Annotated in this window: 18 protein-coding genes; 3 read left to right on the top strand and 15 right to left on the bottom strand. The window is 46.9% G+C overall.

The features are described 5' to 3' along the window. Window positions 1-355: 355 nt before the first annotated feature. The 9 genes from PRU_RS13980 to PRU_RS13945 all read right to left on the bottom strand — a co-directional run bounded on the left by PRU_RS13980 (window position 356) and on the right by PRU_RS13945 (window position 8,665). A complete protein-coding gene (locus PRU_RS13980) occupies window positions 356-1,444 on the bottom strand; it encodes a TlpA family protein disulfide reductase (protein WP_013065711.1) in 1,089 nt (362 codons plus the stop codon). 23 nt (window positions 1,445-1,467) lie between these two features. Further along, complete coding sequence (locus tag PRU_RS13975) at window positions 1,468-2,709, bottom strand: M56 family metallopeptidase (protein ID WP_013065113.1); 1,242 nt, start codon at window positions 2,707-2,709, stop codon at window positions 1,468-1,470. After that, window positions 2,706-3,092 (bottom strand): BlaI/MecI/CopY family transcriptional regulator, encoded by a 387-nt coding sequence (locus PRU_RS13970; RefSeq protein ID WP_013063002.1) that lies wholly within the window; start codon window positions 3,090-3,092, stop codon window positions 2,706-2,708. The genes PRU_RS13975 and PRU_RS13970 overlap by 4 nt, the downstream gene beginning before the upstream one ends. Window positions 3,093-3,275: 183 nt before the next feature. Further along, window positions 3,276-5,840 carry a peptidase associated/transthyretin-like domain-containing protein gene (locus PRU_RS13965; protein WP_013064624.1) on the bottom strand — a complete coding sequence of 855 codons (2,565 nt, stop codon included), beginning with the start codon at window positions 5,838-5,840 and terminating at the stop codon, window positions 3,276-3,278. Beyond that, window positions 5,837-6,691 (bottom strand): GLPGLI family protein, encoded by an 855-nt coding sequence (locus PRU_RS15480; RefSeq protein WP_013065307.1) that lies wholly within the window; start codon window positions 6,689-6,691, stop codon window positions 5,837-5,839. Before PRU_RS15480 ends, PRU_RS13965 begins: the two co-directional genes overlap by 4 nt. A gap of 197 nt (window positions 6,692-6,888) precedes the next feature. After that, window positions 6,889-7,725 (bottom strand): GLPGLI family protein, encoded by an 837-nt coding sequence (locus tag PRU_RS13955; RefSeq protein ID WP_013065117.1) that lies wholly within the window; start codon window positions 7,723-7,725, stop codon window positions 6,889-6,891. Window positions 7,726-7,772: 47 nt separating this feature from the next. Then, window positions 7,773-7,988, bottom strand: a complete 216-nt coding sequence (locus PRU_RS15915) for a hypothetical protein (RefSeq protein ID WP_148214895.1) — start codon at window positions 7,986-7,988, stop codon at window positions 7,773-7,775. 18 nt (window positions 7,989-8,006) lie between these two features. After that, on the bottom strand, window positions 8,007-8,231 hold the full coding sequence (locus PRU_RS13950; protein WP_041386352.1) for a hypothetical protein: 225 nt from the start codon (window positions 8,229-8,231) through the stop codon (window positions 8,007-8,009). A gap of 71 nt (window positions 8,232-8,302) precedes the next feature. Beyond that, window positions 8,303-8,665, bottom strand: a complete 363-nt coding sequence (locus PRU_RS13945; RefSeq protein WP_041386350.1) for a hypothetical protein — start codon at window positions 8,663-8,665, stop codon at window positions 8,303-8,305. Between the two features lie 177 nt (window positions 8,666-8,842). Here PRU_RS13945 and PRU_RS13940 point away from each other — a divergent pair, with 177 nt between their 5' ends. After that, window positions 8,843-10,363, top strand: coding sequence for a tetratricopeptide repeat protein (locus PRU_RS13940; protein ID WP_041386348.1), 1,521 nt, complete (start codon window positions 8,843-8,845; stop codon window positions 10,361-10,363). Window positions 10,364-10,411: 48 nt separating this feature from the next. Here PRU_RS13940 and PRU_RS13935 read toward each other — a convergent pair whose 3' ends face one another. Next, window positions 10,412-11,536, bottom strand: a complete 1,125-nt coding sequence (locus PRU_RS13935) for an AAA family ATPase (protein WP_013064478.1) — start codon at window positions 11,534-11,536, stop codon at window positions 10,412-10,414. Window positions 11,537-11,717: 181 nt separating this feature from the next. On the opposite strand from PRU_RS13935, the gene PRU_RS13930 reads away from it, so the two are divergent. Next, window positions 11,718-15,722: a hybrid sensor histidine kinase/response regulator transcription factor gene (locus PRU_RS13930; protein ID WP_013065517.1), complete on the top strand. Its 4,005-nt coding sequence runs from the start codon at window positions 11,718-11,720 to the stop codon at window positions 15,720-15,722. Here PRU_RS13930 and PRU_RS13925 read toward each other — a convergent pair. Genes PRU_RS13925 through PRU_RS13905 form a run of 5 tightly spaced genes read right to left on the bottom strand, consistent with a single transcriptional unit; the run spans window position 15,676 to window position 24,985 of the window. Then, window positions 15,676-16,815: a glycoside hydrolase family 76 protein gene (locus PRU_RS13925; protein WP_041386346.1), complete on the bottom strand. Its 1,140-nt coding sequence runs from the start codon at window positions 16,813-16,815 to the stop codon at window positions 15,676-15,678. The genes PRU_RS13930 and PRU_RS13925 overlap by 47 nt on opposite strands. A 17-nt stretch (window positions 16,816-16,832) precedes the next feature. Further along, on the bottom strand, window positions 16,833-17,957 hold the full coding sequence (locus PRU_RS13920) for a SusE domain-containing protein (RefSeq protein WP_013063198.1): 1,125 nt from the start codon (window positions 17,955-17,957) through the stop codon (window positions 16,833-16,835). 53 nt (window positions 17,958-18,010) lie between these two features. After that, a complete protein-coding gene (locus tag PRU_RS13915; RefSeq protein ID WP_041386912.1) occupies window positions 18,011-19,627 on the bottom strand; it encodes a RagB/SusD family nutrient uptake outer membrane protein in 1,617 nt (538 codons plus the stop codon). Window positions 19,628-19,647: 20 nt separating this feature from the next. Next, window positions 19,648-22,785: a SusC/RagA family TonB-linked outer membrane protein gene (locus PRU_RS13910; RefSeq protein WP_049769184.1), complete on the bottom strand. Its 3,138-nt coding sequence runs from the start codon at window positions 22,783-22,785 to the stop codon at window positions 19,648-19,650. A gap of 52 nt (window positions 22,786-22,837) precedes the next feature. Further along, complete coding sequence (locus PRU_RS13905) at window positions 22,838-24,985, bottom strand: GH92 family glycosyl hydrolase (protein ID WP_041386342.1); 2,148 nt, start codon at window positions 24,983-24,985, stop codon at window positions 22,838-22,840. A 234-nt stretch (window positions 24,986-25,219) separates the two neighbouring features. Between PRU_RS13905 and PRU_RS13900 the strand changes: the two genes are divergently transcribed. After that, window positions 25,220-26,620 (top strand): glycoside hydrolase family 125 protein, encoded by a 1,401-nt coding sequence (locus PRU_RS13900; protein WP_224083063.1) that lies wholly within the window; start codon window positions 25,220-25,222, stop codon window positions 26,618-26,620. The last annotated feature ends 22 nt before the right edge of the window (window positions 26,621-26,642 follow it).

Genomic DNA, 26,642 nt, shown 5'->3' with positions numbered 1-26,642 from the left:
AATCCCTCCCTACATCTCTCATGCTATAGGGAGAGATACATGAGAGATGAGGGAGGGATGCGAAAAATCTCTCATCGCTCAAACCACCTGTGTTTATGCGGGTTTTGAGAGATTGAGGGAGAGATGAGAGATTTTTTTGCAAAAGTTTCAAAAGAAACGCCAACTAATACTACAACCCTCGCCACCAAAAGCGCTTCATTTTTTCCCAACTTGGGAACGTTTCATTCCCAACCTGGGAATGTTTTGTTCCCAACCTGGGAACACTGCGTTCCACTAATAGGAATTTGTCATTCGTCTTAATATATTCGTTCTCCAATCTTCTTATAATCAGAACATGTTGAGCCATACCATCAACTTAAAGGGCGGTATCTAAATACTGGTAGAAATCGGCGGTTTCGCCTAGGTAGGCATTGAGCACAATGCCTTCGGGCGAGATCAGCACCTTATAAGGATAGCCCTTTATTCTGAATCTATCCTCTGTAATGCCATCCTCGCTTCTTACCTGCAGCCAAGGCAGATTGTGTTTCTTAACAGCAGCAGCCCACTTTTCGGCAGTATCGTTACAGTCGATGCCCACAATCTCAAGGCGATCCTTATATTTGGCGTAGTACTCCTTTAGTTTGGGGAACCCTTTGATACACCAGGTACACCACGAGCCCCAGAAATCGAGCACTACATATTTACCACGAAGCGATTTCAATTCCAACACATTTCCCTGCAAATCTTTCAACCCAAGTTCTGGTACTTGAGTGCCTATTGTAACAGTATCGTTCTTAACGGCTTTGCGTGCAGCCGCCTCTTTCAGCACTTGCTTAAACATTCTCTCCAAGCTATCCAAATCGCTTTTCATTCTGCCATTGCGAACTTCCGGAGTCAACTTGGCCATAGCAGGCAACACCTGCTCGTAACCTACATAAACAATCAAAGTTGCCGTGGCATCCTCGTCGGGATGTTCCTCTATGTATTTCATATATACAGAATGTGCGCGCCTATTGATATCACGGTTTTTCTCCCCCCTTATGCTATCAGGATCATTTCGAGCAGCCACAAACTCAATATTAAAAGGACGTTGGAGTTCAGTTATTCGTTCGTACTGCTGATAGAATGTACTACCACTCCAATGCTCGTCTACCGAATTAAGACTGCCACTAAAGACAGCCTCCTCATCAGGAACCAAATAGAAATAAAGACTCTCTTTGGGATTCGTCTTTAAATACATTTTAGCCGAATAAGCCTCTTTCAGATTGGCGTGGAACAAAAACTCACCAGCCTTTACAGCCACCTTATGCACCATGTGCTGTTTCTGAGGCTGCAAAATAGTATACTCGATGCAGAGCGTATCATTGCTTGCACCATCAATTTTACCTGTCAACTTAAAGTTGTCATTAGCAGATGCGGTTACTGATGCCAACAACACTGCCATCATCACAAAAACTTTTTTCATACTCATTACTTTTATTGGTTAAGTTATTCTTGTTTCATAATTATCTTCTGGTCAGTCATATCGCTCTTTACCTGTATGGAGACTGTGGCCACGCCTATATTCAGAAAATCTACCACAGTGCCTTTGGGTACTTTGAGCGAGAATTTACCATCAAAATCAGTAATCGTACCTGTTGCACCGTCATGTTCCTTTACAGCTGTACCTAACAAGGGATTACCTTCTTCGTCAACTACCGTTCCTGAAATCGTCAGCAATGCGGTTTCTGGCTGAGGTTCCGTCTTTTGAGTGCTTTGCTGTTTATATGGCTTAACCTCAGGGTCTGGTGCCACCTTCTGTGACGCAGGGGGCTGAATGGTATCAGCAACAGGATGGCTGGGAGCGGGTTCAGGTGCCTGATAGTGAATAATCGTCTGAGCATTCAGGGCTAAGGTGATGGCTACAACGGGGAGCAGATACAGCACCTTGAGCAATCGTGAAGGCTTGGAGCGATGACGCGCCATCATCTGAAAACGGTTCTTCAGCGTTTGCTGACTGATGGCATTAGCCAACTTACACTCCAACTTGGCATTGGCCCTATCCATCAGCAGGTTCAGATAGTGGTGTGCATCTACACCACCCGAAAGCACACTGGCATCGGCCTCGTACTCATGAACGGCACGTAACTCTCTACCTGTGAGCCAGATGGCAGGGTTAAACCACTGCAGGGCAATCGCCAACTCCATCAGCAACAGATCGAAGGAGTGATAGCTATTGATATGTGCCCGCTCATGAACCAAGAGGGCCGAATCCTGTAATTGATAGTCGCGACGCGAAAACACAATGGTGTTCCACCAACTGAACGGAGCAATATTCTGAGCGCAAACGGCAATGGTGGTACCATCTGCTTGCGGGTGCTGCTCGCATTGGTTAATCAACTTGTTCAAACGATAGATGCTGATGGCGGTATGGAGCAGTTTTAATACTACGCCTACAAGATAGATAACGAATAGCCATAGAAGGGGATTACCGTAAGTTACAGAGGGAATATCCGATACAACACCAGCTGCAACATTAGACCCGGATGCAGACGTAGATGCAGCCACAACCGTTTTGTGCAGGGTGATTTCGCACAGCGGAAGGATAAAGGCTATCAAGAACGACAAAAGCAGGATGGCACGATTAAAGCGATGAAAAGTCTCACGTTCCATCAATAGGCGATAAAACAGATAGAACACTGCCAACAGTATCGCCACCTTACCTATATATAACAGAAATGCCGTTATCATCGTTTCGACTCGATTTTTGTCATCAATTCCTTCAGTTCTGCCAACTCCTCGTCGGTATATTGCTCCTTTTTGGCAAAGAAGCTGACAAGCGATGTGAATGAGCCATCAAAAAAAGTATCCTTTACATCGCTGATAAACGAGTAGGTGTAATCGTCCTTGCTTACCAACGGCGAAAAACGATTGGCCTTGCCTACCCTTTCAGGCTTTACAAATCCCTTGTCTGTAAGAATCTTCATAAACGTCAGGATAGTAGTGTAGGCAGGTTTGGGTTCAGGATAGCGATCGATGATGTCCTGAATAAAGCCCTGCTGTTCTGGCAAACTCCACAGGATGTTCATCACCTGCGTCTCGGCCTTGGTTAGTTGCTTCTTTTTCTCCTTCATAATGCTTAGGTTTATCATTCCGCCGGCAAATATATACTAAATATTTAGTAGTTCCAAATTTTATCAACTAAATTTTTAGTATTTAACATCTTTTTATCACTACAACTGGTGATAATGGGGTATATGAGGCACCACTCAAATAGTCTCTATCAGATAAATTAGAATATAGATGACAACTAATACTTACAGATCAAAACTAGCCTTCAATAGGATTTCTCTTGGGCGCAAGCGGTTCATCGTGTAACTGGTGTAATTGGTGTAGATGTATCTGCGTTCGTAATCCTTGTTGCCGAAGATATTACCTACCTTTACACCAAACTCATGCTTTTTGGTGCGGTATGACACCTGCAGGTCGGAGAAATAGGTGAACGATACGGAATGGTCGTTACTATGATACATCTCGTTGGTCCATTCTATCTGCCAGTTACCTGGCATGTAGTAGCTCTTCAAAGTATGGGTAAACGAACGCAAGGCACGGCTATCCGACAACTGAATGCTGTTGAATTTCTGACAGCTGTACTGATAATGACTCTCTTCCTCGAAAGACAGCGTCTGTGCCGGGCGCAAAGAGAAACTGATGCCGCAACGATAGCTGTCGAGACGGTAAGGTAGTAGTAGCCCGCTCATCATGGTGGTGGAGCGTCGGCTCGACAGATTACCGTCGATGGCTGTAATAAATTTCATAGTGCCGAGTGATTTGCTGAGACGGCCGGAAAGCATCCATGTGGTATTGTCGTAGAACTGTCCCGACGGGCTACTATGGTAGAAAATGCCGTCCAACTGGCTGTTGTAAAGAGGCTGATTGTCCTGATATAACAAGGTGGCCTGGATATGGCCAAACAAACCTATCACAGGGTTACTGTATTCAAACTTCAGATTGCCATTCTGACTGTTTTGGGCATAGAGACTGCCGATACCTGTACTATAGCTTCGATAGCTGCTGTAAACAGGAACTGCCGTCATATCCTCTAACGAGGCGGGCTGCCAGTTGTAGTTATAGCTGGCAATAACAGCCAGTTCGCTAAGCAGCTGATAATGAATGTTTATTGTTGGCGTTAGTATGCCCTGCGTGTTGTTTTCATTACCAAAGTGGCGATTGATTAATCTGAATGGCAGCGATGCCGTAAGCTCCAGATCATTACGTTTGATATTGAATGATGGCTGCAGATACCAGCTGAACTGTTGATAGCTGTTGCGCTGTGTAGGCTGTTGATGGCAACTAAGTGCGAAACGCTCGTCATCGTAGTCAACACCTGTTTTATATGAAACATACAGTTTACCAAATAGTTTATGGCGGAATGAGGCCCCTACACGCAATTGGGTGGCATGCTGATCGACATTCTGGCTAGTACTGTCGGCCAGTAGCAGCATACCAGGCAGATAGGCGATAAAGCCACTGGCATTCAGTCGCAGCACACGGTCATTACCCAAGGCCTTCACGATTTCCAGATGGTCGCCCACCCAGCGTTCTTTGGGTGCAGCCTCTTGTCGCAGAACCTGACCGTTTGTGTATGTCGTAGCCCAGCTCTTGTCGAAATCCATATAGCCGCTCAATACATTTGTAACAAACAGTTTTTCTCCATTGCGCTCATATTTCAATTCACCTTTCCATTGGCTCTGCCGATTCTCGCCATTGGCTTCCTCTGTGATGATGGCACCACCCATCACATCCGAGTAGGTGGTTTCTGAGTAGCGATTACCCTCGGTATTGTCGATAAAGCCATTGAGCTGGAACCTGATGGTGGCATCCTTACCAGCCTTACGCAGCCAGTTGGTAGCCAGCAGTCGGGAGTCGTTCATCGTATAGCGTTCCTGCATCAGGCCAGGGGCACTCAGTCCAACACTATTAATCATGCTTTTGGCACTACTGATGTCGGCGATGGTGTTTTGCAGGTCGCGTATCTCTCGTTTGATGTTTTTACCTGTATTATTCCATTTATACATCGACAGGCTCTGCATCTTACCTCCAAACATCATGGCCATCAGGCGCCCGTCGCGCAGCAGACGGTCGGTCTCGTTCTGTTGCAATGTGGTTCCCACTCCTGTCTCCACCAATCCCAACCAGGTATTCTTGGCATCTTCTTCTAATACAAGATTCAGTGCAGCCTGGTCGGAGAATTGCACACCACGCAGGGCCTTCACCTTCTGATGGTTGGTAAGAACCTCTACATTCTTCACCTTGTTGGCATTGATATTCTCGCTGGCCAGCGAGTAGTTGTTGCCCATCAGGTTCATGCCTCCAATATAAAACTCGTTGATGGGCTTGCCCTGATACTGGATAGAGCCATCCTGCTTTACTTCAAGCCCAGGCATTTTAGCAATGACGTCGGCTATGGATCTGTCTTGCTTATGGCGGAATCCTGCCACGCTATATACCAACGTATCGCTACGTCGAACCAATCGCTTCGAGGTGGCTTTTACCTCCTTCAGCATTAGTGCCTCTTCGCGCATTTTTACGGTCTGACCATTGCGATAATCAGCTACAGCAATCGTTTTTTTTGCATAGCTGAGCAACGAGAACGATAGCCATGCCGGTTCCTTGCCTGCCTGCACCTTCAGTTCAAAGGTGCCATCCTCCTTAGTTCTAGCAAATGCCACGGGCTTATGGTTACCATCCTCGGCCACTACACTGGCCCAGCCCAACCCCTTTTTCGAACCTTCAGCAACAACACGTCCCGAAAAAGATGTTTGGGCCTCGACCACCATAGCTGTCAGCCATACCATCAATGTCAACAGCGTATATCTCATTTCTTATCTCCAGAGGAATAACTTTCGTAATGAGCCATATTCGACAGAATCTTACCCAAATTGATAGGGCGCCCCTTTTCATCGAGCGTTGTGACATTTTGGCCTTTTGCTTTCATATATGCATTGGGATCCTTTTCTATTTCTCTTGTCGTCTCATGTACTTTTTGAGGAGTAGTTATCTTTCTATTAGAACGCATCATTGCAATAATTCCTCCTACATTCTGATAGATGCCTACACAGTTAAACAAGAACGAGTCGGAAAGGTCGTAAGCCCTGAGAATAAGCCCGGGCAACCCTGATAATTTCCAAGGACCATCAGAAATAGGGATATCTGTGGCATAAAATGCAATCCATGTTTTACCATGATAATTGCAGATTGCCTTTTGACAAGGATGATTCAAAATAATAGTATCCCCTTCTACAAAATTCCAATTCAAATCCATCGGTTCCTGATATTGGAATAAATCCATCGACGCATAATCTACAGTCTGCTGCCCTGTCAGTGGATAATTCTTGAATATGAAATAAAGGAAATTTGACGGTTCAACACCTTGCTCGTACTTCACTCGAAAGACATCATTCATTGAGCCACCAATATTGCGTATGCTATCATGGATTTGGATATTTCTCATTTGCCAAGCACTATAATAATAACTAATACCTTTTTTCCCAATATCCAACCAATGTTCATCAGATTTCCTTAGATTGCTATTCTCAAAAACCTTTGCCTGGACATCGTACACAAAGCGATAAGAAACCGTATCCAATACCTTTTGGTCAGAAATTGTTTTCTGACCAAAAGCATTGTTTCCGATGCAAAATAGAATTAATCCAATTAATAACAGCTTCATAATAATCCAGTTTTCAATAATTCATCACATTTTACTTTTTGTTTTAAAATTCCTGGGGCAAAGATAGGCAAAACTACACAAACAACCAAATTTTTCTTGGTTCAATGTGTTTCATGAAACAAGATGAAATAAATAAGGTGTCCGTAATCCGACCACCATAGCTGTCAGCCACACCATCAATGTCAACAGCGTATATCTCATTTCTTATCTCCAGAGGAATAACTTTCGTAATAGGCACGCTTGGGCATCTGAGGCATCTTCATTGGTCTGCCCTTCTCATCATAAGTCGTGCTTTTGTGACCTTGCGATTCCATATATGCATCAGGATCGCTATCAATCAGTTCTATCAATTTATGCGCTTGTTCTGGCTTCATTTTCCTTTTCTTAGCATCACGCATGGTTATCTCACCTCCAACTTCCTGGTGGATGCCGATACAATTAATAATGAAAGCACCATCGTGATCGTAAGCTCTCAATATGAGACCTGGCAACCCACAGAGCTTCCATGGACCATCAGAGATGGGGATATCTGTGGCATAATAGGCTGTCCATGTTCTACCGTGATAATTGCAAACAGCCTTATGGCAGGGATGGTTCAAAATTGTAGTATCTCCTTCTGCCAGTTCCCAGTCCTGCCCCATGGGCTCTTGATACTGGAATAATTCTATTGAATAGTAATCCACCGTTTGATGTCGCTGACTAGGATAGTTTTTGTAGATATAGTAGTTGAATTGTGATGACTCTATCCCTTTTTCACGAACAACGCGCTGTATGCTGTTAAAATCACCGCCAATTGCTTTTAAACTATCATTTATATGCCAATAATCATTCTTCCATCTACTATAGTACTTGCTAACACCATTTTCACCAATATCCAACCAATGTTCATCAGAATTCAACCGGGTACTCTTTTCGAAAGCCTTTGCCTGTACGTCATAGACGAAACGAAACATCATCTTATCCATAAAATTCTTTGAATAGCATAGATTCATTATTGCGAGTCCTAGCAATAATACAATGACTTTTTTTTTCATATAAACATAGAATTACAAAATTATTACATAATCGATTAATCAAATAATTAACAGTAATGCCAGTTTTTATCACATTGCGCATCATAAAACCCTTGATAATATGCATATTCCGCATCAGATAGTTCATGATCAAAAACCTTTGTATAGCATCTATCACACTTGCTAACAAATAAATAACAATGTGACTTAGGATCTTCTTTTTTTTCTGCGTAAGCAAAATTAAGTCCTAGAATTAGTAATAGAAATAATAGAAATGCTTTCATAACCATCACAGATATTGTTTAACAATAATGTAGTAGAGGATTACACAATCCATCCACATAACCATTCCAGTATGCTTTTTCGGCATCTGTAAGTACATGATCAAAACTCTTTGTTATCGACAAAGTTTCGCAATGCCCACGAAAAGTATAAACATATTCTTCTTTGGGCTGCTCTTTCTTTTCAGCCGAAGCAGTTGTAACTACGCTTCCCATGATGGCAAGCATCAATAAAAACTTCTTCATTTTACTTTTGTTTTAAAATTGTTAATATTTATAGAATTTGTGGAGTTTCCTCTATGGATCCATATTCTATTTCAGAAATATAAAACAATCTGATTCTCTGAATAAACCAATTCAAAACGATACATCTCAGCAGATACGAATTCTGGCAAGAGTATGACATAACCATTTGAGATGGTATCAACAACATCATATATGATATTACCATTAATATCACGAATTATTATCTCTGCATTATACAATGTATTATGGGTTGAGACAGACAACACTCCTTGATTATAAGAGATAAGTGGGGCAGATGGCTTTATGGGAGCCTTATGTGGATGACCTTTTTCTCCCTTATCATATCCATCTGCATTATTGCCATTAGGCGTGTCCTCTGCATAACAAATTTGACTTATGAAAGCCAATAATAGAATTGGAATTAATTTCTTCATACAGTAAATTTTAAATTTAATGCTGCAAAATTAATACGCTCATGACATATAACCAAACTTTTTAGTACGCAAATGAGTACGCATTTTCTGCGTACTGTACGCAAAACCGTAAAATTTCGATGAAATGGGGAATTTTTGAAATAAAAGTATTACCTTTGCAAGCGAAAAAAGATTGTTATGAGATTAGATTTGCTAAAACGCATCATATTCGTTACCATATTGGTCATTACATTTTCGTGTCAGGGGGAGGATTCTTCTCTTGAAAAAGATATGTATCAAAAGCTACAAAGCATTAAAACGGCAGATAAAGCCGATGAACCTATTGCAGAATCTGACTCTTTAGCACTTTCGCTAGTTGACTATTATGAACATCATGGCAGTAAACTGAAATTAGCTGAGGCATGTTATTACGCAGGTCGTGTTTTCTACGAGCGACGAGATTTCACAAAGTCACTACATTATTACAATAAGGCAGTATCAGCCCTACCACATAGCGACACCCCAGATTTGGAAGGAGTAATCTATAGCCAGATAGGTTATGTATTTTCGTACCAAGACTTACCAGAAGAGGCCATCGCAGCATTCAAACGCTCCTACCAGTTCTGTAAAAGCCAAAAAGATACGCTCGGTATGATATATGGCCTGAGAGATTGGGGAAAGGAACTAAGTGACCATGAACGATATGATGAGGCCCTAAGGATATTACAGGAATCAATCCAGTTGACAAAAGCAAAAAATATAGACTATTTGTATTATGGTAACAAAAGCAACCTTGCAGGTTTATATTGCAAATTGCAGAATTACCCAAAAGCAAAAGCAGAGATAAACGAAGCTTTAACCTGCGTATATGGCCCTGACAGCAGTGGCGTACTAACAACTGCAGCAAATATTTATATGACCATCGGTATGGTGGACTCTGCCGAATATTACTCTAAGCAACTATTAAAAATAGGTACAATATATGCTCGCTGCTCAGCTAATGAGCGCTTGGCCGAAATTGCCCTCAAACGAGGACAAGCAAAAGAAGCATTGCATTATCTAACAGTATATAAGAATCTTAACGACTCTATCAACGAAACAACAAACACAGCAACCGTTGCCAAGATAAATGCACTATACAATTATCAGCGACAGGAACAAGAGAATGCAGAGCTACGTGAAAGCAATCAACGCATATACTTTTATCTTACAGTAGCTTGTTTCGTCATCCTGACGCTTGCGTTTATTTTTATTGCTGTATATTTGTATTACACCAAACACAAAGAAACAAAAAGTCTGAGATCTGAAATATTAGAACAGGCAAAGAAATGGCAACAAACACAGGAAGAGAAAGCCCTATCAGAAGAAAGAAAAAAACAAATACAAGAATGTGATATTCGTAAAAAGTTCTACAACTTTGCAGATAACAGTATGACCTTTGCTCCTAACATTACCGATAAAGACTGGCAGGAATTAGAACAGGTCATCAATACAGTTTATCCACGTTTTACAGAGAGGTTGGAGAATCTATGTGATATCAGCGCTACTGAACGCCAAATTTGCCTGTTAAGGAAAATCGACATTGCTCCCGTAAAGGTTGCAAACTTACTCAATAAAAGCAAGCAAGCAATCAGTTCAACCCGAGAACGCCTATACGAGAAATCGTTCGGCCAGAAAGGCTCCCCCACCCAATGGGATGACTACCTACAAAGTTTATAACAGGCATCCCAGCAGATTGGTGGTAGAGTGGTAGATAAATTTTGAAAATTATGATTGACGGAGGAGCCACATGGCAAAGAATTTATCGTAAACCTCGTAAACACCAAGCGAAGTTGTCACAAAACTCTTTTCGAGCAGCCCCTTTATAGCAGACTGAACACTACTTGTTGACGGAAGATGCCAGCGACGAACAAAATCGGCCGACGTTAAGGCAGTGGCCTTACCTGCTTTACAGATAGCCACTAACAGCATCTTTTGTTTTGGTGGCAGTTGAAACAGCAATGATTGATAATTGAATTCGTTAGCTCGCAGAATATTATCTATAGCCACATCTATCATCTCCACCGTACAGGCAGATCCTGTAGACGTTAAAGAAAAAAGTTCGTTCATCACACGCTGTACATACCAGGTTATACCTTCAAAGCGCTCGTAAACCATCTGGAACACATCGGCAGGAAGCGATTTGCCTGCCTTCGAAAAATGCTCCTGAGCAAACTGGCAATACTTATCCATTGAAATACAGCCAAGATTCATCATCGAAGCACTTTGGTAAAACGGACGTGCCGGACTATTAAATATCTCGGCCATCATGGTACGTTGCGACCCGGCAAAGATAAAATTTGCATTGCGACAATGTTGAATATGTGTTCGTAGAAGTGCCTCTGCATGACCATCAGGATAATTTGCAACCGACTGAAATTCATCAATAGCAACAATACATGGTTTATCAGCCGATTCAATATAGTGAAAGATCTCCTCTAAAGTTGTTCTTGGCATCCTGATATCTCCAATCTCCACATTCCACGACGGATTTCCAGCAGGATCAAAAGAGATACCGCTACGTAAAGAAGACAAGAAGCCTGTAAACTTCTGCATAATCTGAGCACCTTTAGGCCGTAATGATGCAAGCATTGCGCTACCCATCGCCATAACCATATCCTCCATATTCTTAGTTGCATAGATATCAATCAGAAACGTATAATAATTCTCCTGAACCTCCTTTAGATGGTATAAATTCTCTATCAGCCCCGTCTTACCTATTCGACGTGGAGCTATTAATGCAACATTATTTCCATTCTCTATTAATCGGAGCAGATGCTTCGTCTCGTCTTGACGATCACAGAAATACTCCTCCGACTCATATCCATACAGAATAAAAGGATTGTTTACCATACCATGCTTTTTTGTTGCAAATATAATTATTATCTTTCAATTATCATACTATAATAATCATCTTATAATAATATTTAACGTAATTGCATGATTATAACTTTTTTGTCACAAAAAAGGCATAAAGAACGGGTGTTACAAAATATTTTTGTATTTTTGCGCACGAAAAGGAAAAATTAAAAACATGAAGATTAAATTACTACTTGCTTTCGCGGCTTTCGTGCTGCAAGTACAGGCTTATAACATCCGACATATATCCAGTGGCGACGGACTGTCGGCCAGTTCGATACTCAGTATTGAGCAGCAACCCGACGGCACTATGCTGTTTGGCACCATCGACGGACTGAACTGCTACGACGGCAGTAAGGTGCGCCCTGCCACCCTGCATGCCGGACAGCGACTCTACGGCAACCTGATAGAGCATGTGCTGAACGTAGGCGATAACAACACCTGGGTGCTGACTAACTATGGTCTGAACATTGTAACACCCAAAGGACAGGAGGTGCGCTACTACCCACAGTTCCAAGGACTAAGACGCATACGAAAGAATCCGCAAGGCGACGGATTCCTGCTTACCGACGGCAAACTGAACTATATCGACAAGCGCGACGGCAGCATACATGCCCTACCCCTGAAAGGCGTAACACTGGCCAACGTGTGCGACTTTGCCGTATCGAGTAAGGCTCTTTACCTGTTTAACCGCGATGGCATTGTGAGCTATCAGCTAAGCGCCAACAACAACCAATACTCCATTGGCAAGCCCAAAATGGTGCAACGCATGCACCTGGTATCGGCCATGCCCGATGGCGATACAGAATACCTGGTTACCAACGACGGACAGCTATACAGCTACCAGATGGAGGCACTCACCCTGCAACACGAGATGTCGCTGGCCCATGAAATCAGTCGACGAGGTTTCGTCAACGAGGTACTGCAATACAAGGAGTCGCTGATGATTGGCTTTGGCGAAGGTGGTGTGATTAAAGTGAACCGTCCCAAAGGCCGACCTGCCGAGGTGATTGACTTAGGGGTAGAAACAGGCGTATTCTGTATGCACAAGGACCGCTTAGGCGATATCGTATGGATAGGCTCGGATGGTGCCGGCGTGCTGATGTATAGCGACGAGCCACTGACATTACGCTCGTTTGCAAGCACCTCGCTACGTGCCGGCAAATCGTTCCCCATCCGTGCCCTGCTAAAAGATGGCGAGGGCAACCTATGGGTGGGCACCAAGGGCGACGGACTGATACAGGTACCCAACTTCAGCATCTACCAGAACCCACACCAGCTGGGCGAAACGGTGTACAGAGAGCAAAACAGCGGTCTGAGCAGCAATGTGGTTTACAAACTGGCCGAGAGCAAACATCCCTGGTTCTGGATTAGTGGCGGCGATGGCATCTGCTATTACTCGCAAGCCACCAAGAGCATACGACCCGTACCAGCCGAAATGCACCTGCAGCAGGTGATAGATATCCGCGAGAAAGGCAACGAACTGTGGATGGCTACCTTGGGATCGGGTATAGTAAAGGCCGATATCAGCGTAGAAAACGGACAGCCACGACTAACCAACATGAAACGCTATGTGCTGGATGGCGGCAAAGGCTCGTCGAACTACTTCTTCTGTTTGACCTGCGACGAACAGGGCCGCTGGTGGTTTGGAAACCGTGGAAAAGGACTTTATACCTTTGAGAAAGGACAGCTGAAGTATATGGCACCCAGCCAGACAACCAACGACCCCAGCATTAACGATGTGTTTGCGCTGCAGGCCGTGGGCGATAACCTGTGGATAGGTACGGGCATGGGCATTTTTATACGTAACAAGCAAGGCAAGAGTCACCATCTGACTACAGCCAACGGACTGCCTAACAACACCATACATGCCTTTACAAAAGGTACAGCAGACGAAGTATGGGCTACCACCAACGGCGGACTGGTAGAACTGTCGCCCAACGGCACGGTGCTGAAGGTGTATGGCATGAACAGCGGACTGGATGTAACCGAATACTGCGATGGTGCCGCCTTTGCCAATGGCAGGGAGCTGTTTTTTGGCGGTATCAACGGCTTTACGGCTATTGTGAACGACACCACCGTACAGCAGCAGGTACACGAACTGCGCATTAGTTTTACCACACTCAACATTTTGGGTAAGCTGCAGAACATCAACGACTTTATGCAGGGCGAGCGCGATAACCTGACGTTGACATTAGACCACACGCAGAACTCCTTTGCCGTGAGCTTAGCCACCTTTAACTATCTGGAGGAGCCGTTCTACCATTACCTGTACCGACTGACAGACGATGGCGAATGGATTGACAACGGATCGAGCAACGTGATATCGTTTACCCAGATGGCCGAGGGCAGTCACACGCTGTATGTAAAGGCCAAGAACATGATGAACGGTAAGGAAACGGCCGTATCGCAACTGCACATCGACATCAAGCCACCTTATTACCGCACCATCTGGGCCTACCTTATTTATATATTACTGGCCATTGCCCTGATAGCCATCTATGTGCGTCACTGGTACGAGGACCAGAAGCTGCACCAGCAGATGCAGCTAACCCGACTGCAACAGCAGCACCAGGACGAGCTGTACGAGGAGAAACTGAAGTTCCTGACCAATGTGGTACACGAACTGAACACACCTCTGACCCTGATTTACGGACCATGCGAGCGCATTATGGCTTACACCAAGGCCGATGAGTTTGTGAGAAAATACGTGGGCAAGGTGATGCAGAACCTGGGTCGACTGAACAGTTTGATTCAGGAGGTTATCGACCTGCGCCGTGTAACCACAGGACACCACGAGATTAGTTGGCGACGCGTGGATGTATCGGCAGTGGTGGGCGACTACGCCAACGCCTTTACCGAGATGGCCGAGCGCAGTGGCATCAGCTACGAACAGGACATTGAGCCGGGATTGGTGTGGACATCTGACGATAAGGCACTGAGAAGCATCGTAGGCAACCTGATATCAAACGCCTTTAAATACACCAAGAGCGAGGGCACCATCAAAGTAAAACTTACCCGACAGGAGGGAGGATTGCTGTTCTCGGTTTATAACTCAGGACGTGGTATCGCACCTGAAGACAGGGAACGCATTTTTGACTATTACACTGTGTTCGACAGCGTTGAGGAGAGTCCGAATGCCGGACAGACCTCGCGTAATGGCATTGGTATGGCCATCTGTCATAACATGGCCAAACTGTTAGGCGGACGGATAGAGATTGACAGCGAAGTGGGCCAGTATGCACAGTTTAATGTGTATCTGCCCGAAAAGCCGCTACCCGAAGGGGTGAGCGACGAGGTGGTGACATCGGCTAAGCAGACCGACAACATGCCCCTGGCTGTACCACAGGCAGTAAGCACAGCCAAACCTGCACGCCCACTGCCCAAGATGGCAGGCGACAGAACACCTACCATCCTGACGATTGACGACAACCAGGAGATGCTTGACCTGCTGGCCGACTGCTTGTCGGACTACCGTGTGCTGGCAGCCTTGAATGCCGAACAGGGCATGGCTTACCTAAAAGAGGAAACTCCCGACCTGATTATTACCGATATTATGATGCCTGGTACCGACGGACTGGACTTTACACAACAGGTAAAGCGCAACAAGCACACCATGCACATACCACTGATTATCCTATCGGCCAAGACATCGGAAGAGGAGCGTATAGAGGGATTAGACAGCGGTGCCGACGTGTATATCAGCAAGCCCTTCAGCATCAACCTGCTGCAGGCCACCGTGGTACGACTGTTAGAGAACCGCAACGTGCTGCGCGAATACTATAATTCGGCAGCATCGGCCTATGTGTATGCTGGCGGCGACCTGATTAGCAAGGAGCACCAGAGCTTTGCCGACGAGGTGACAAAGGTGATTGACGAGCATCTGACCGATACTGAGCTGACCCCAGAGACATTGGCGGAACTGATGAGTATCAGTCCGCGCAATCTCTATAGGAAGTTCAGTGATGCCAATATGCCGACACCTAAGGATTATATCAAGACCTACCGTATTAATGTGGCCGCAAGATGGCTTACCACTACTAATACCACTATTCAGGAAATCATCTATAAAACGGGCTTCAACACGCGCTCACAGTTCTATACTGAGTTCCGAAAGCATTTTGGTATGACGCCTAAAGAGTATCGAGAGCAACAGCTTCGAGCAGTACACAACCACTAACGTGGGTACCCAAGTCGATGGCCGATGTGTTACGAGCCCAGTTGCTGCCAATCAGGTACTGGGTTTGCAGACCTTTTTCTTTCAGCACCTCGGCATTGTGCTTTAAGTAAGCCACAAAACGGGTCTTATCGCTTGCATCGAGCTGGGGCTCCTGAATGAGCAAAGTGAAGTAGCGCACAAAAATGCCCTTAAACAAGCCGCCATCGCCAGTACCCTCGTCCTTGAGTACACTCTCGGTGAGGTCGCTCAGGCTCGACAGGGTGTAAGACGAAGCACGCACAGCATCGCGCAGATAAAGGGTCTCGCCAGTAATCTTGAACAACTCGTAGCACATACCCACAAACGTGCCCTGATTATAGGTAAACACCCAGGTGGTAACATTGTTGCCATCCTGACCGTTCATGCTGTCATAAACAGCACCCGTGCCAGGGGCATACAGGTTGTCGCGCTCCCAGTTGTAGATACGCTTAGCCAGATCTAAATCTGATGCCTTGTGAAGGATATTGTACATGCGGGCAGCGATGATGCCGGCAGGACCATTGCTGCAGGCATTCTTGCTCCAGGGCTGACTTTTGCGCCAAGCCATGCCACCACCACAGTACTTGGTGTTCCAGGCATTCTGGATGTCGTCCCACAGCAACTGGGCGGTATCCAGGTACTTCTGTTCCTTGGTGCAGTCGTACAGGCGGAGCATCGTCAGGCAAATCCACTCCTCGTCGTCGTAGAAATCGTTGAAATAGCTGTTGCCAGCCTTTTTCTTGATGCCCTCGTGCCACTTATCAAACAAGTCGCGATAGCCGGCACTACCTGTACGCAGATAGGCATCAATCACCACATCCATGGCATGTGCCTGGGGCCAGTACTGATTCTGATGGATATCGGCCACATCGGGCAACGAGTTGAAATAACCCTCGCGACCGTTCCAGAAGTGAGTTACTAAAGCCTGTGTAGCCTGTTCGGCCACCTGTTTCCAGTTCGTCTGCTCAGGCTGTGGCGCAGGCGTTGGTTCATCCTCGGATGAAGAAGAACCGCAACCCTGCAGCACAAGGCTGCAGAGAAGCGGTACGAAGAAAACTTTTAATATGTTATGCATAAGTTAGAACTTACAGTTTAATCAGCCAGCTCAACATGGTGGGTATAGTTAGCACCATGGAAGAGCACGGTAATGCGGGTCTTGACACCTGGGTGAGGACCATCAGAGCCACCATCGAAGTCGCCATCGAACTTCCACTTGTCGTCCCACTGGTTGTTGCCAGTTTCCATAATATAATAGTAAGGATCGTCCATAGCCAGACCACCAGGTCGTGAGTCGGTGCCATTCTTGGTGCCCCAGAACTGCTTGGTGCCATCGGCATACTCCATCAGGAACTTATAACGTTCGTCGCGGCCCCAGCCCTCCTGCTTAAAGGCTACCACACCTACACCTGAGAACTCGCCGTTGCCAGCATAAGGAAGATCGAACATGATATTGTTGTTAGGACAGAAGAACAAACCGAGACTCTTGATTTCGCGGATGGTAGCCGAAGCCACATTGAAATCGAGAACCAGGCGATAGATGCCTGTAGCTGGTGCTACGGTTGAGCCACCCTCGCGCAGCTTCAGGCCATCGAGCGAATAGATGGTGCCATCGCCCTTGTTGTTGCTGCAGAACTGGTAGCTCTTGCCACCCTCGAGCTTGGTGAAGATCTCATATACGCCCTGCTCGGGTGATGAGAAAGCAGCACCGTTCTCGGCACCCTCGCCCATGATGAAGAGCGATGAAGGAATCTCGTCGAAGCCCTCGAGCGAAGTGATGTTCAGCTTGTGTTTAACTGTAGCCTCGGCCTGATTCAAACCACGAGAAGCGATGATCGACCAGCTGACTGTGCCACTGGCACCACTCTTGAAACCGGCAGCAGCGGCAACCTTGTTCAGGGTTTTGTGGGTGATGGTAGCGCTGTTCATCATACCATTCTTATCAGAGAGCACCTTATAGATAGGTGTGCTCTCGCCGTCCTTGTAGAACACCACCTCGTAAAGGGGCGAGCCACTATCCTCGGCCTTGGCAGCCTCCCACTCGAAGAAAGTAGAGGCAGTGGCTGATGCCTGAAGGGTTACACTCTTGCCATCGGCAGGCTCGTAGAGCTGGGTGATGGCTGATACCTGACTATCCTTGAACTCCATGTCGGAGGTGCAGGCTGACATGCTGAACACGGCGCCAAACAGCGCGAATGCCTTAATAATATTCTTATTCATAGTTAATTGTTTCTTTTTTGGTTTTTACTAATAATACTTATTGATGATATGGATTAATTGCCGTAGCCAGGATTCTGGCCTAAGTTAGGATTGAGGTCGATCTGACTCTGAGGAACAGCCCAGAGGTAGTCGCGGTTCTCATCGAACGTAAACTTCCAGGGGATGTCGTGGGTAAAGCTGGCACCACGAACGGGTTGGGTGAGATACTCTGAACCAGCCTTCCAGCGCTTGATGTCGTACCAGCGCAAGCCTTCGAGGGCCAGCTCGCAGCGGCGCTCGTTACGCAGGATCTGACGAAGTTCGGTCTGCGACTTATCGGCAGGGAAGTTAAGAGCCTTAGCTGTCTTGAAGCCAGCACGCTGACGGATGGCACGTACGGTGCTGTTCCATACATCGGCTGTCATCTGGTTCTGCTCGAGCTTAGCCTCGGCCCACATGAGCAGGATATCGGCATAGCGGAACATGATGATGTTGAGACCCGAACTCATGTCGCCAGTAGCCTGTGGGGCAAACCACTTACGGGTGTAGTAACCTGTAGCAGTGGTATTGCTGCCTGTTCCGATATAGGTATCAACGGTGTTATCGCCAGCAGGATCGATATGGATCACCTCGCCCTTTGAGCCATCGCCCACATTAGCGCTCCAGTCGTAGTTGTTATAGATAACGGTAGCTGCCAGGCGTGGGTCGCGGTTGTCGTAAGGATGGTTAGGATCGTAATCGGTACCAGCCTCATCGATGGTATAACCGGTCAGGGTGAGATAGCTATCAACCAACGACTGCTGAGGTACACGGTCAGCCACACGACCACCCTTGCTCAGGGGCACCATGTCGAGAATCTCGCCCCAGGTAAGCAGGTTGCGAACATAGGCACGATCCAGGATTACCTCCTGGTTATACTCATTGTCCTCCTCAAACAGTCCACGATAGCTGGGGAACAGAGCATACGAGCCGTAAGTCTCGGGCTGATTGATAAGCATCTCGCAGTATTTCTGCACATTGCTCCAGTCGCTGTCCATCAGATAGGCACGGGCCTGCAGGGCTACCACAGCACCCTTGGTAATCTTGCCGTTCTCGCTCTCGGGCAGGTCGTTGCGCGAGGGCAGATCGCCGATGATATCGTTCAACTCCTGATGGATGAACGCCATCACCTCGGCGTGCGAGGTACGACCGATGGTGTTCGACTCATCCACAGTGATATCCTTAGTAAAGAAAGGAATATCGCCATAGAAGTTGGTGAGACGGAAGTAGATATAGGCGCGTACAAAGCGTATCTCGGCAATCATACGAGCCTTCTTGGCTGCATCGAGGTTAGTGATGGCATCGATATTCTCGAGGAACACATGACAGGTCTTGATGCCGCCATACAGGTCGGCCCACTCGCTGGCAAAAATACCAGTGCTTGGTGTGGCCTGTCCCATACGCATCAGGCGCTGGTCGGTCGTAGAACGACCATCGATCATGTTATCGCTGAGCGACTCGTCGCGCCACATTTTTCCGGCATTATACATCTGTGCATAGGCCATGTTTACCACATACTGCGCTCTGTCGGGAGAGTCCCAGAAGTTTGCATCGGTAAACTGGTTGCCAGGGGCATTCTCCATGCCGTTGCAGGCAGTAAGCGTAAGTCCGCCCACAGCAGCAAACAGATAGATATATTTCTTGATTTTCATTTTCATAAGATACTTAATCATTAAAATTCTACATCGAAACCAAAGCCATAGTACTGAAGCATAGGATAGTTACGACCACTGTTACCACCACCAGAGTTCATGTTTGAACCGAACTCTGACGACTCAGGATCGATGAACGAGTTCTTGGTGAGTGTCAACAGATCCTGACCGGTAACATATACACGGAGTTTCTGCAGGCCCAGAGGCTCTATCACCTTCTTAGGCAGTGAGTAACCAATGGCGAGGTTCTTTAAACGTGCATACTTGGCGTCGAGCACGAAGATGTCTGACGGGCGGCCCCAGTTGTTGGTATCTGAGGCCGAGCCCTGTGCTGCCAGACGTGGATATTTAGCGTTTGTGTTAGTTGGGGTCCAGAAATCAAGCTGATGTTTGTACATCACGTAAGAATAGTTTGAGTGGTATGGCTCGAGCAACTCGCCACGCAGCATCTGCGAACGTTTGCCTACACCCTGCCAGAACATACTGAAGTCGAAGCCCTTCCACTCGAAGCGGTAGGTGAATCCGAAGGTGTAACGTGGGAAAGCGTTACCTACGATGACACGGTCGTTAGAGTCGATGACACCATCGCCATTCTGATCCTTGAACTTCAGGTCGCCAGGTGCTACCTCTGCGCCAAGAGGCAGAGCTGAGTTCTTAATCTCATCGTAGCTCTGGAACAAGCCCTCTACCTGCCATGCATAGTAGGAGTTGAGGGGCTGACCAACGCGAATGATCTTATAGATCTCATCTACACCGCTAATCTGCTCGTTACCAGGGAATTTGGTAACCTTGTTCTTTGAGTCGCCGATATTGAAATAGAAGTTGTGCTTCATATCGCCGGTCTTCAGGCGGTAGTTGATAGAGAGTTCCCATCCGTCGTTCGACATTTCACCAATATTGGTGCTTGGCATGGTGGTTCCGAATACACTGGGCTGCAAGGGCTTCATCAGGATGTCCTTGGTGCGCTTGGTGTAGTAATCAAATGTGATGTTCAGTGCATTGTGCAAGAACGAAGCATCGAAACCTATATTGAAAGTGTTGGTACGTTCCCAAGTCAGGTCCTTCAGTCCGAGGTTAAACCCGGCACCGGCTACGGCCTGATTATTATAAGCATAGGTGGTAGAGCTAACGCTATAGCGGGTATAGCGGTCGTAGTCGCCTACAGCCTGACTACCCAGAATACCGTATGAACCACGGATCTTCAGGTCGCCCACCTTTTCGCGATATTTCTCCATAAAAGGCTCTTCGCTGATGCGCCAGCCTAACGACAGTGAGGGGAAGAAACCCCAGCGGTAATCCTTATGGAACTTTGAGCTACCATCGTAACGGAAGTCGAACTCAGCATAATAACGCTCCTTGTAGTTATAGCCGATACGACCCAGCAGTGAGGTAATGCTGGTCTGACCAGAACTATCCACGGTGGTAGCACCACCGATGTTACCTACCTCACCAGTAGTGATGCTGGTAGAGGTACCCAAGTCGGGATCAACATAGTTCTTCCAGATTTCGTTGTTATACCAGGTGTACGACTCGTTGGTGGCACCAAACAGGCCACTAACAGTGTGCACGCCGAAGGTCTTATTATAATCCAGCAGGATCTGGGTGTTCAGACGGTAGTTGTCGGCATTCCAGTTGCTGGTTCTGAAATCCGACTCCTTACGTGGACGGGGCTCGGTAGCATCTTCGCCGGCATAATAATAAGAAGGCATGCTACGCGAGTAACGGTTGTTACCCACCACATCGGCACCAAACACGCCACGGAGCTTCAAGCCATCGATAATCTTGAGCTCACCGGTAACACTGGCGGTGATGGCATTGGTACGGTACTTATCGAAACCGCCCGACTCGAGCTGACCGAGTGGGTTGAACTCACCCCACACATCATTGAGCAGGTAACGACCATCGGCCGACTTCATCTTATAGATATAGGCACTAGGCACACGACTGGCATCAATCTCCAGACTACCACCATTGGTATTCTTGCTATCGGTGCGGGTGTAGGCCAGTGTGGCAGTAAGCTTCAGGCGGCCCAACTCGGTAACCAGGTTGGTACGGAAGTTGTAGCGCTGCAAACCGAACTTCTGGGTGCTCACATAGTTGCTACCCTGATCAAAATAGCCGGCAGAAACCATATAAGTGGTCTTATCGCTACCACCGCTGATGCTGATATTGTAGTTCTGCTGCATGGCTGTCTGGAAGATCTCGTTCAGCGCCCAGCTCTCCTCACTCTGATGGGCGTAATAGTCGAGAATCTGATCCTGACTGTAAACGGGGGTATTACCCACGTTGGTCTCGGCTATGTTACGCAGCACAGCATTCTGGTAGCCGGTAACAGGTGTGAACAGGATATGGGGATCTTCCCAACCTACCATACCATTCAGTCGGATACTGGTGCGCTCGTTGTTCTTACCCTTCTTGGTAGTAACAAGCACAACACCATTGGCCGAACGTGAACCGTAGATAGCGGCGGTACCAGCATCTTTCAGAATAGAGATATTCTCGATATCATTGGGATTCAGACGATTGAAGTTATCATAATCGGTAACCAATCCATCGATCACAAACAGCGGACTGTTATCGTTCAGCGTACTGATGCCTCGAATATTAAAGTTGTTGTTCTGGGCATTAGGGTTGTAGTTCTTACGCTGGATGATAACGTTTGGTGCTGCACCCTGCAAAGCCTGTGTAACGTTGGCTACAGGACGATTCTCCAACAGGTCGGAACGAACCTGATCTACAGCACCCACGGCGCTTTTACGAGTAGTGGTGCCATAACCAATCACCACCACCTCGTCGAGGATAGCATTGTCTTCCTTCAGCACAATACGACTCAGGTTGGCATTGGCACGCAGCTCCTGGTTTACATAGCCTACATACGAGAAGACCAAGACATCGGTTGGTTTGCAGTTCAGCGAGAAGCTACCATCAAGGCCAGTAACGGTACCCGAGGATGAACCTTTTACCGAGACTGTTACACCGATCATAGGCTCTCCCGATGCATCAACAACTGTGCCCCTGACAGTGGTTTGCTGTACATTGTTAGTAGCAGCCACTGAGACACCATTGGCAAGAGCCACGGAAGGACTGCCTACGCATAGGGCCACTCCCATAAAACCTCGCCAGATGAATCTGGAATAGTTGAAATTTACTTTTTTCATTTAGTAAAACTTTAGATTGAATGTAATTTTAGTTACAGAACAGTTTAATTGTTTATTCGGTTTTAATCAGCATTTCAGCACCTTTTGCCAGTTGGGCGTGGGGCACAAACCAGCCCTTGAGCGGCTTACCACCTACCGTTATCTGACTGATTTTACGACCACTACCCTCGCGACGGATAGTAAACGTGTTACCAGTGGTGCCCAAGGTGAATCTAACCTTGTTGAACAATGGCACGGTAACGATATACTGCGGATCGGCAGGCGAATAGGTATAGATACCGATGGCATTGAGTACATACCACGACGACATCTCGCCGGCATCGTCCATGCCTGCATAGGCCAGTCCCTCTTCGCCCATACCATAGTAATGGTTCAGCAGCGAATCAATCACCACCTGTGCCTTCTCCTGTTTATCGGCAAAATAATAGGTATAAGGAATGCTATGACCAGGCTGGTTGCCATGACAGTAGGTGCCTAGGAAACCTGTAAGGTTCCAGGCCTCGTAGCCATGGTTAGGCTGGGTAAACAGCGAGTCGAGTTTCAGCTCAACAGCCTTTTTTGATGGGTAGAGCGCCACCATACCCTCAGGATCGTGCGGGGCAAAGAACAGCGAGTTCCAGGCATCGGCCTCACGATACATATAGGCATAATAGGGGTACCAGGGATCAAAATCCTTAATCCATGAGCCATCGGCGATCCTGCCACGCCAGAAACCTGTCGACGCATCAAACAGGTTCTTGTAATTCTGCGAGTGCTGCATCAGTAGTTGGTAGTTTTTCTTATCTTTCAGCTCGCGGGCAATCAGAGCGGTGGCATAATCGTCGTAGGCATACTCCTGGGTCTTGGTTACCGAGGCCTTATACTCATCCCAAGTGGGCACGTTGGTGGTATCCTTCTCGGCTATCCAGCCCTGCTTCAGGTACTCTTCGAGCCAAGGACGACCGCCACGACCTGGAACGGTAGCATTCTTGAGCAGGAGCTTATAGGCACGCTGCAAGTCGAACCCTTTGATACCACGCAGCCATAAACCTGCCACAAAGGTAGAGGCATGGTCGCCATGGAAGAAGGTTGGCATATAACCACCGGCTTTCTCGCCTTTATCGATAATCGACTTGATGATATCGGTAGCCACATCGGGGTTAATCATACCTAACAGAATGAGCTTGTTACGATAGGTATCCCAAAACGAAGGATTGGTATAGTAACGGAAGTCGGCCTTACAAACACGGCCCTGTTCGTCGGTGTACTCGCCATTCACATCGCTACGCAAGGCAGGCCAAAGGAAGGCACGGTAGAGTGTAGAGTAGAACATGGTTTGCTGCTTCTGGGTACCACCCTCTACCTGGATATGTCCCAGCTGTTTGTTCCAGATGTTATCAGCCTCCTGGCGCACCTGCTCAAAACTCTTGCCGAGCATCTCGGCCTCGAGGTTCTGCTTGGCGTTGGCAATACTTACAAACGAGAAACCTATTTTGAGCTCCAATGCGCGCGATCCTTTATTATTTAGGAAATCGACCACAGCTATCTGATGGCGAAAATCCTTCTGGATGCTTACCTCGCTTACATCGTGATTGGCCACAGCATAGAAGTAGATACGGCCCTCGCCATCCTGGAATCCCTGGAAGGTGTTGGCACCCGACTTCTCGATTTTCCACGTGCGGGGACGATTGTTGCTTCGTGTGATATCTACAATCAGACGTTTCTCATCATCGGCACGGAAGGTATAACGATGGAAGCCGCAACGCAGGGTTGAGGTGAGTTCGGCATTTACATGATAGCGGTCGAGATACACCTGATAGTAGCCAGGATGAGCCGACTCGTTAGCATGACTGAACCATGAGCAGAAGTTATCGGGATAGAACCTACCAGTAGCTGGCATGATGGGCAGGTGAAGCAGATTCCAGTGGCCTTTACATGTGTGCGCGAAACCATATATCTGATGGTCTTCGTACTGATAACCTGAACCCGAAGGATACATGGTGACAGGGGTGAGCTGTACCATGGCATTGGGTAAGGCTGAGCCAGGAAATGACTCAGCTCCCCAAGCGCGTTTAGTTTCTGTGCGTGTATATCCCAGATCGGCTGGGCTCCATAGAGTTGTTGTTCCGATAAAAGGGTTCACCTTTCCGGTTAGATTTTCAGCCTGTACGAGTTGTCCTGAAATGAACAGGCAGACGAGTAATGTTAGAGTTTTCTTCATCACTTTACGGTTTTTATTATTTTCGTGTGGCAAAGGTAGACAGAAAGAAACGAAACAATGTCCTCATTTCTGCAATTATTGTACAACATACTGATTTGACAGGAATTACGACAAGGAGCTTATTTATAATTAGTATCTTTGCAAACAACTAATTAAAACATTAAAAACAGAACAAAAATGAACAGACGTACATTACTCACCACCATCCTGTTGGCAGGGCTATCGGTGCCTGTTATGGCCGACGGGATAGAAGACTGGAGCAAAACGATTGCCGCTCCAGCCGACAACACAAAAGTATCTCGCAGACCCGCCGCCAAAGAGCGACTGTTTTACTCAGACACCATCGAAAAGAAGATTGCCGAGGTAAAAAAGATGCTGAAGGACGCTCCATACTTAGCATGGATGTTCGAGAACTGTTTTCCGAACACGCTCGACACCACCGTACACTACTCGGATGCTGAGGGCGACGACGATACCTTTGTATATACAGGCGACATTCACGCCATGTGGCTGCGCGATTCGGGTGCCCAGGTGTGGCCTTATGTACAGTTTGCCAAGAAAGACAAGAAAATCAGAAAAATGGTACGAGGCACAATCCTACGCCAGTTGAAGTGTATCTGCATCGACCCCTATGCCAATGCCTTTAACATGGGACCTACAGGCAGCGAATGGGCCAGCGACCACACCACGATGAACCCCAACCTGCATGAGCGCAAGTACGAGATCGACTCGCTGTGCTATCCCCTGCGACTGGCCTATTACTACTGGCAGGTGACTGGCGACGACAGTATTTTTGGCGGCCTGTGGCAGGAAGCCATCGGCAAGATTCTGAAGACCTTCCGTGAGCAGCAGCGCAAGGAGGGACACGGTCCCTACCGCTTTATGCGCACCACAGCCCAGCAGTACGACACGGTGAGTCACGGCGGTTATGGCAACCCTGTTAAGCCGGTAGGTCTGATAGCCTCTATCTTCCGTCCCAGCGACGATGCTACGGTGTTCCCCTTCCTCATCCCATCCAACTTCTTTGCCGTAACCTCACTGCGCAAGGCAGCTGATATTCTGACCAAGGTTAACAAGGATAGTAAGACTGCCAACGAATGCACAGCCCTGGCCAACGAAGTGAGCGACGCCCTGCAGAAGTATGCTATCTATAACCATCCTAAATACGGTAAGATTTATGCGTTCGAGGTGGATGGCTTTGGTAACCAGCACCTGATGGACGATGCTAACGTGCCCAGTTTGCTGGCAATGGCTTACTTAGGTGATGTGGATGTAAACGACCCTATCTATCAGAACACCCGTAAGTTTGTATGGAGCGAGGATAACCCTTACTTCTTCCGTGGTAAGGCCGGCGAAGGTATCGGTGGACCTCATGTAGGCTATGATATGGTATGGCCCATGTCGATTATGATGCGTGCCTTTACCAGCACCGACGATCAGGAGATTAAGGAGTGCCTGCAGATGCTGGTTGATACAGATGCCGGCACAGGCTTTATGCACGAGTCGTTCAACAAGGACAATGCTGCCAATTACAGTCGCCACTGGTTTGCCTGGCAAAACACCTTGTTTGGTGAGCTGATACTAAAACTGATAGATGATGGAAAATTGAACCTGCTCAAAAACATTCATAAATAAAAAAAAAGTTGCGATAGCCTAT

The organism is Xylanibacter ruminicola 23 (assembly GCF_000025925.1).
GTDB classification, from domain to species: domain Bacteria; phylum Bacteroidota; class Bacteroidia; order Bacteroidales; family Bacteroidaceae; genus Prevotella; species Prevotella ruminicola.
Note: the sequence above shows the minus strand (reverse complement) of the source record. Positions and strands in the feature narration are given on the sequence as shown.

Bases quoted from the DNA above. Each gene is read 5' to 3' on its own strand.
- PRU_RS13980 (WP_013065711.1), bottom strand. From the start codon at position 1,444: ATGAAAAAAGTTTTTGTGATGATGGCAGTGTTGTTGGCATCAGTAACC.
- PRU_RS13975 (WP_013065113.1), bottom strand. From the start codon at position 2,709: ATGATAACGGCATTTCTGTTATATATAGGTAAGGTGGCGATACTGTTG.
- PRU_RS13970 (WP_013063002.1), bottom strand. From the start codon at position 3,092: ATGAAGGAGAAAAAGAAGCAACTAACCAAGGCCGAGACGCAGGTGATG.
- PRU_RS13965 (WP_013064624.1), bottom strand. From the start codon at position 5,840: ATGAGATATACGCTGTTGACATTGATGGTATGGCTGACAGCTATGGTG.
- PRU_RS15480 (WP_013065307.1), bottom strand. From the start codon at position 6,691: ATGAAGCTGTTATTAATTGGATTAATTCTATTTTGCATCGGAAACAAT.
- PRU_RS13955 (WP_013065117.1), bottom strand. From the start codon at position 7,725: ATGAAAAAAAAAGTCATTGTATTATTGCTAGGACTCGCAATAATGAAT.
- PRU_RS15915 (WP_148214895.1), bottom strand. From the start codon at position 7,988: ATGAAAGCATTTCTATTATTTCTATTACTAATTCTAGGACTTAATTTT.
- PRU_RS13950 (WP_041386352.1), bottom strand. From the start codon at position 8,231: ATGAAGAAGTTTTTATTGATGCTTGCCATCATGGGAAGCGTAGTTACA.
- PRU_RS13945 (WP_041386350.1), bottom strand. From the start codon at position 8,665: ATGAAGAAATTAATTCCAATTCTATTATTGGCTTTCATAAGTCAAATT.
- PRU_RS13940 (WP_041386348.1), top strand. From the start codon at position 8,843: ATGAGATTAGATTTGCTAAAACGCATCATATTCGTTACCATATTGGTC.
- PRU_RS13935 (WP_013064478.1), bottom strand. From the start codon at position 11,536: ATGGTAAACAATCCTTTTATTCTGTATGGATATGAGTCGGAGGAGTAT.
- PRU_RS13930 (WP_013065517.1), top strand. From the start codon at position 11,718: ATGAAGATTAAATTACTACTTGCTTTCGCGGCTTTCGTGCTGCAAGTA.
- PRU_RS13925 (WP_041386346.1), bottom strand. From the start codon at position 16,815: ATGCATAACATATTAAAAGTTTTCTTCGTACCGCTTCTCTGCAGCCTT.
- PRU_RS13920 (WP_013063198.1), bottom strand. From the start codon at position 17,957: ATGAATAAGAATATTATTAAGGCATTCGCGCTGTTTGGCGCCGTGTTC.
- PRU_RS13915 (WP_041386912.1), bottom strand. From the start codon at position 19,627: ATGAAAATCAAGAAATATATCTATCTGTTTGCTGCTGTGGGCGGACTT.
- PRU_RS13910 (WP_049769184.1), bottom strand. From the start codon at position 22,785: ATGAAAAAAGTAAATTTCAACTATTCCAGATTCATCTGGCGAGGTTTT.
- PRU_RS13905 (WP_041386342.1), bottom strand. From the start codon at position 24,985: ATGAAGAAAACTCTAACATTACTCGTCTGCCTGTTCATTTCAGGACAA.
- PRU_RS13900 (WP_224083063.1), top strand. From the start codon at position 25,220: ATGGCCGACGGGATAGAAGACTGGAGCAAAACGATTGCCGCTCCAGCC.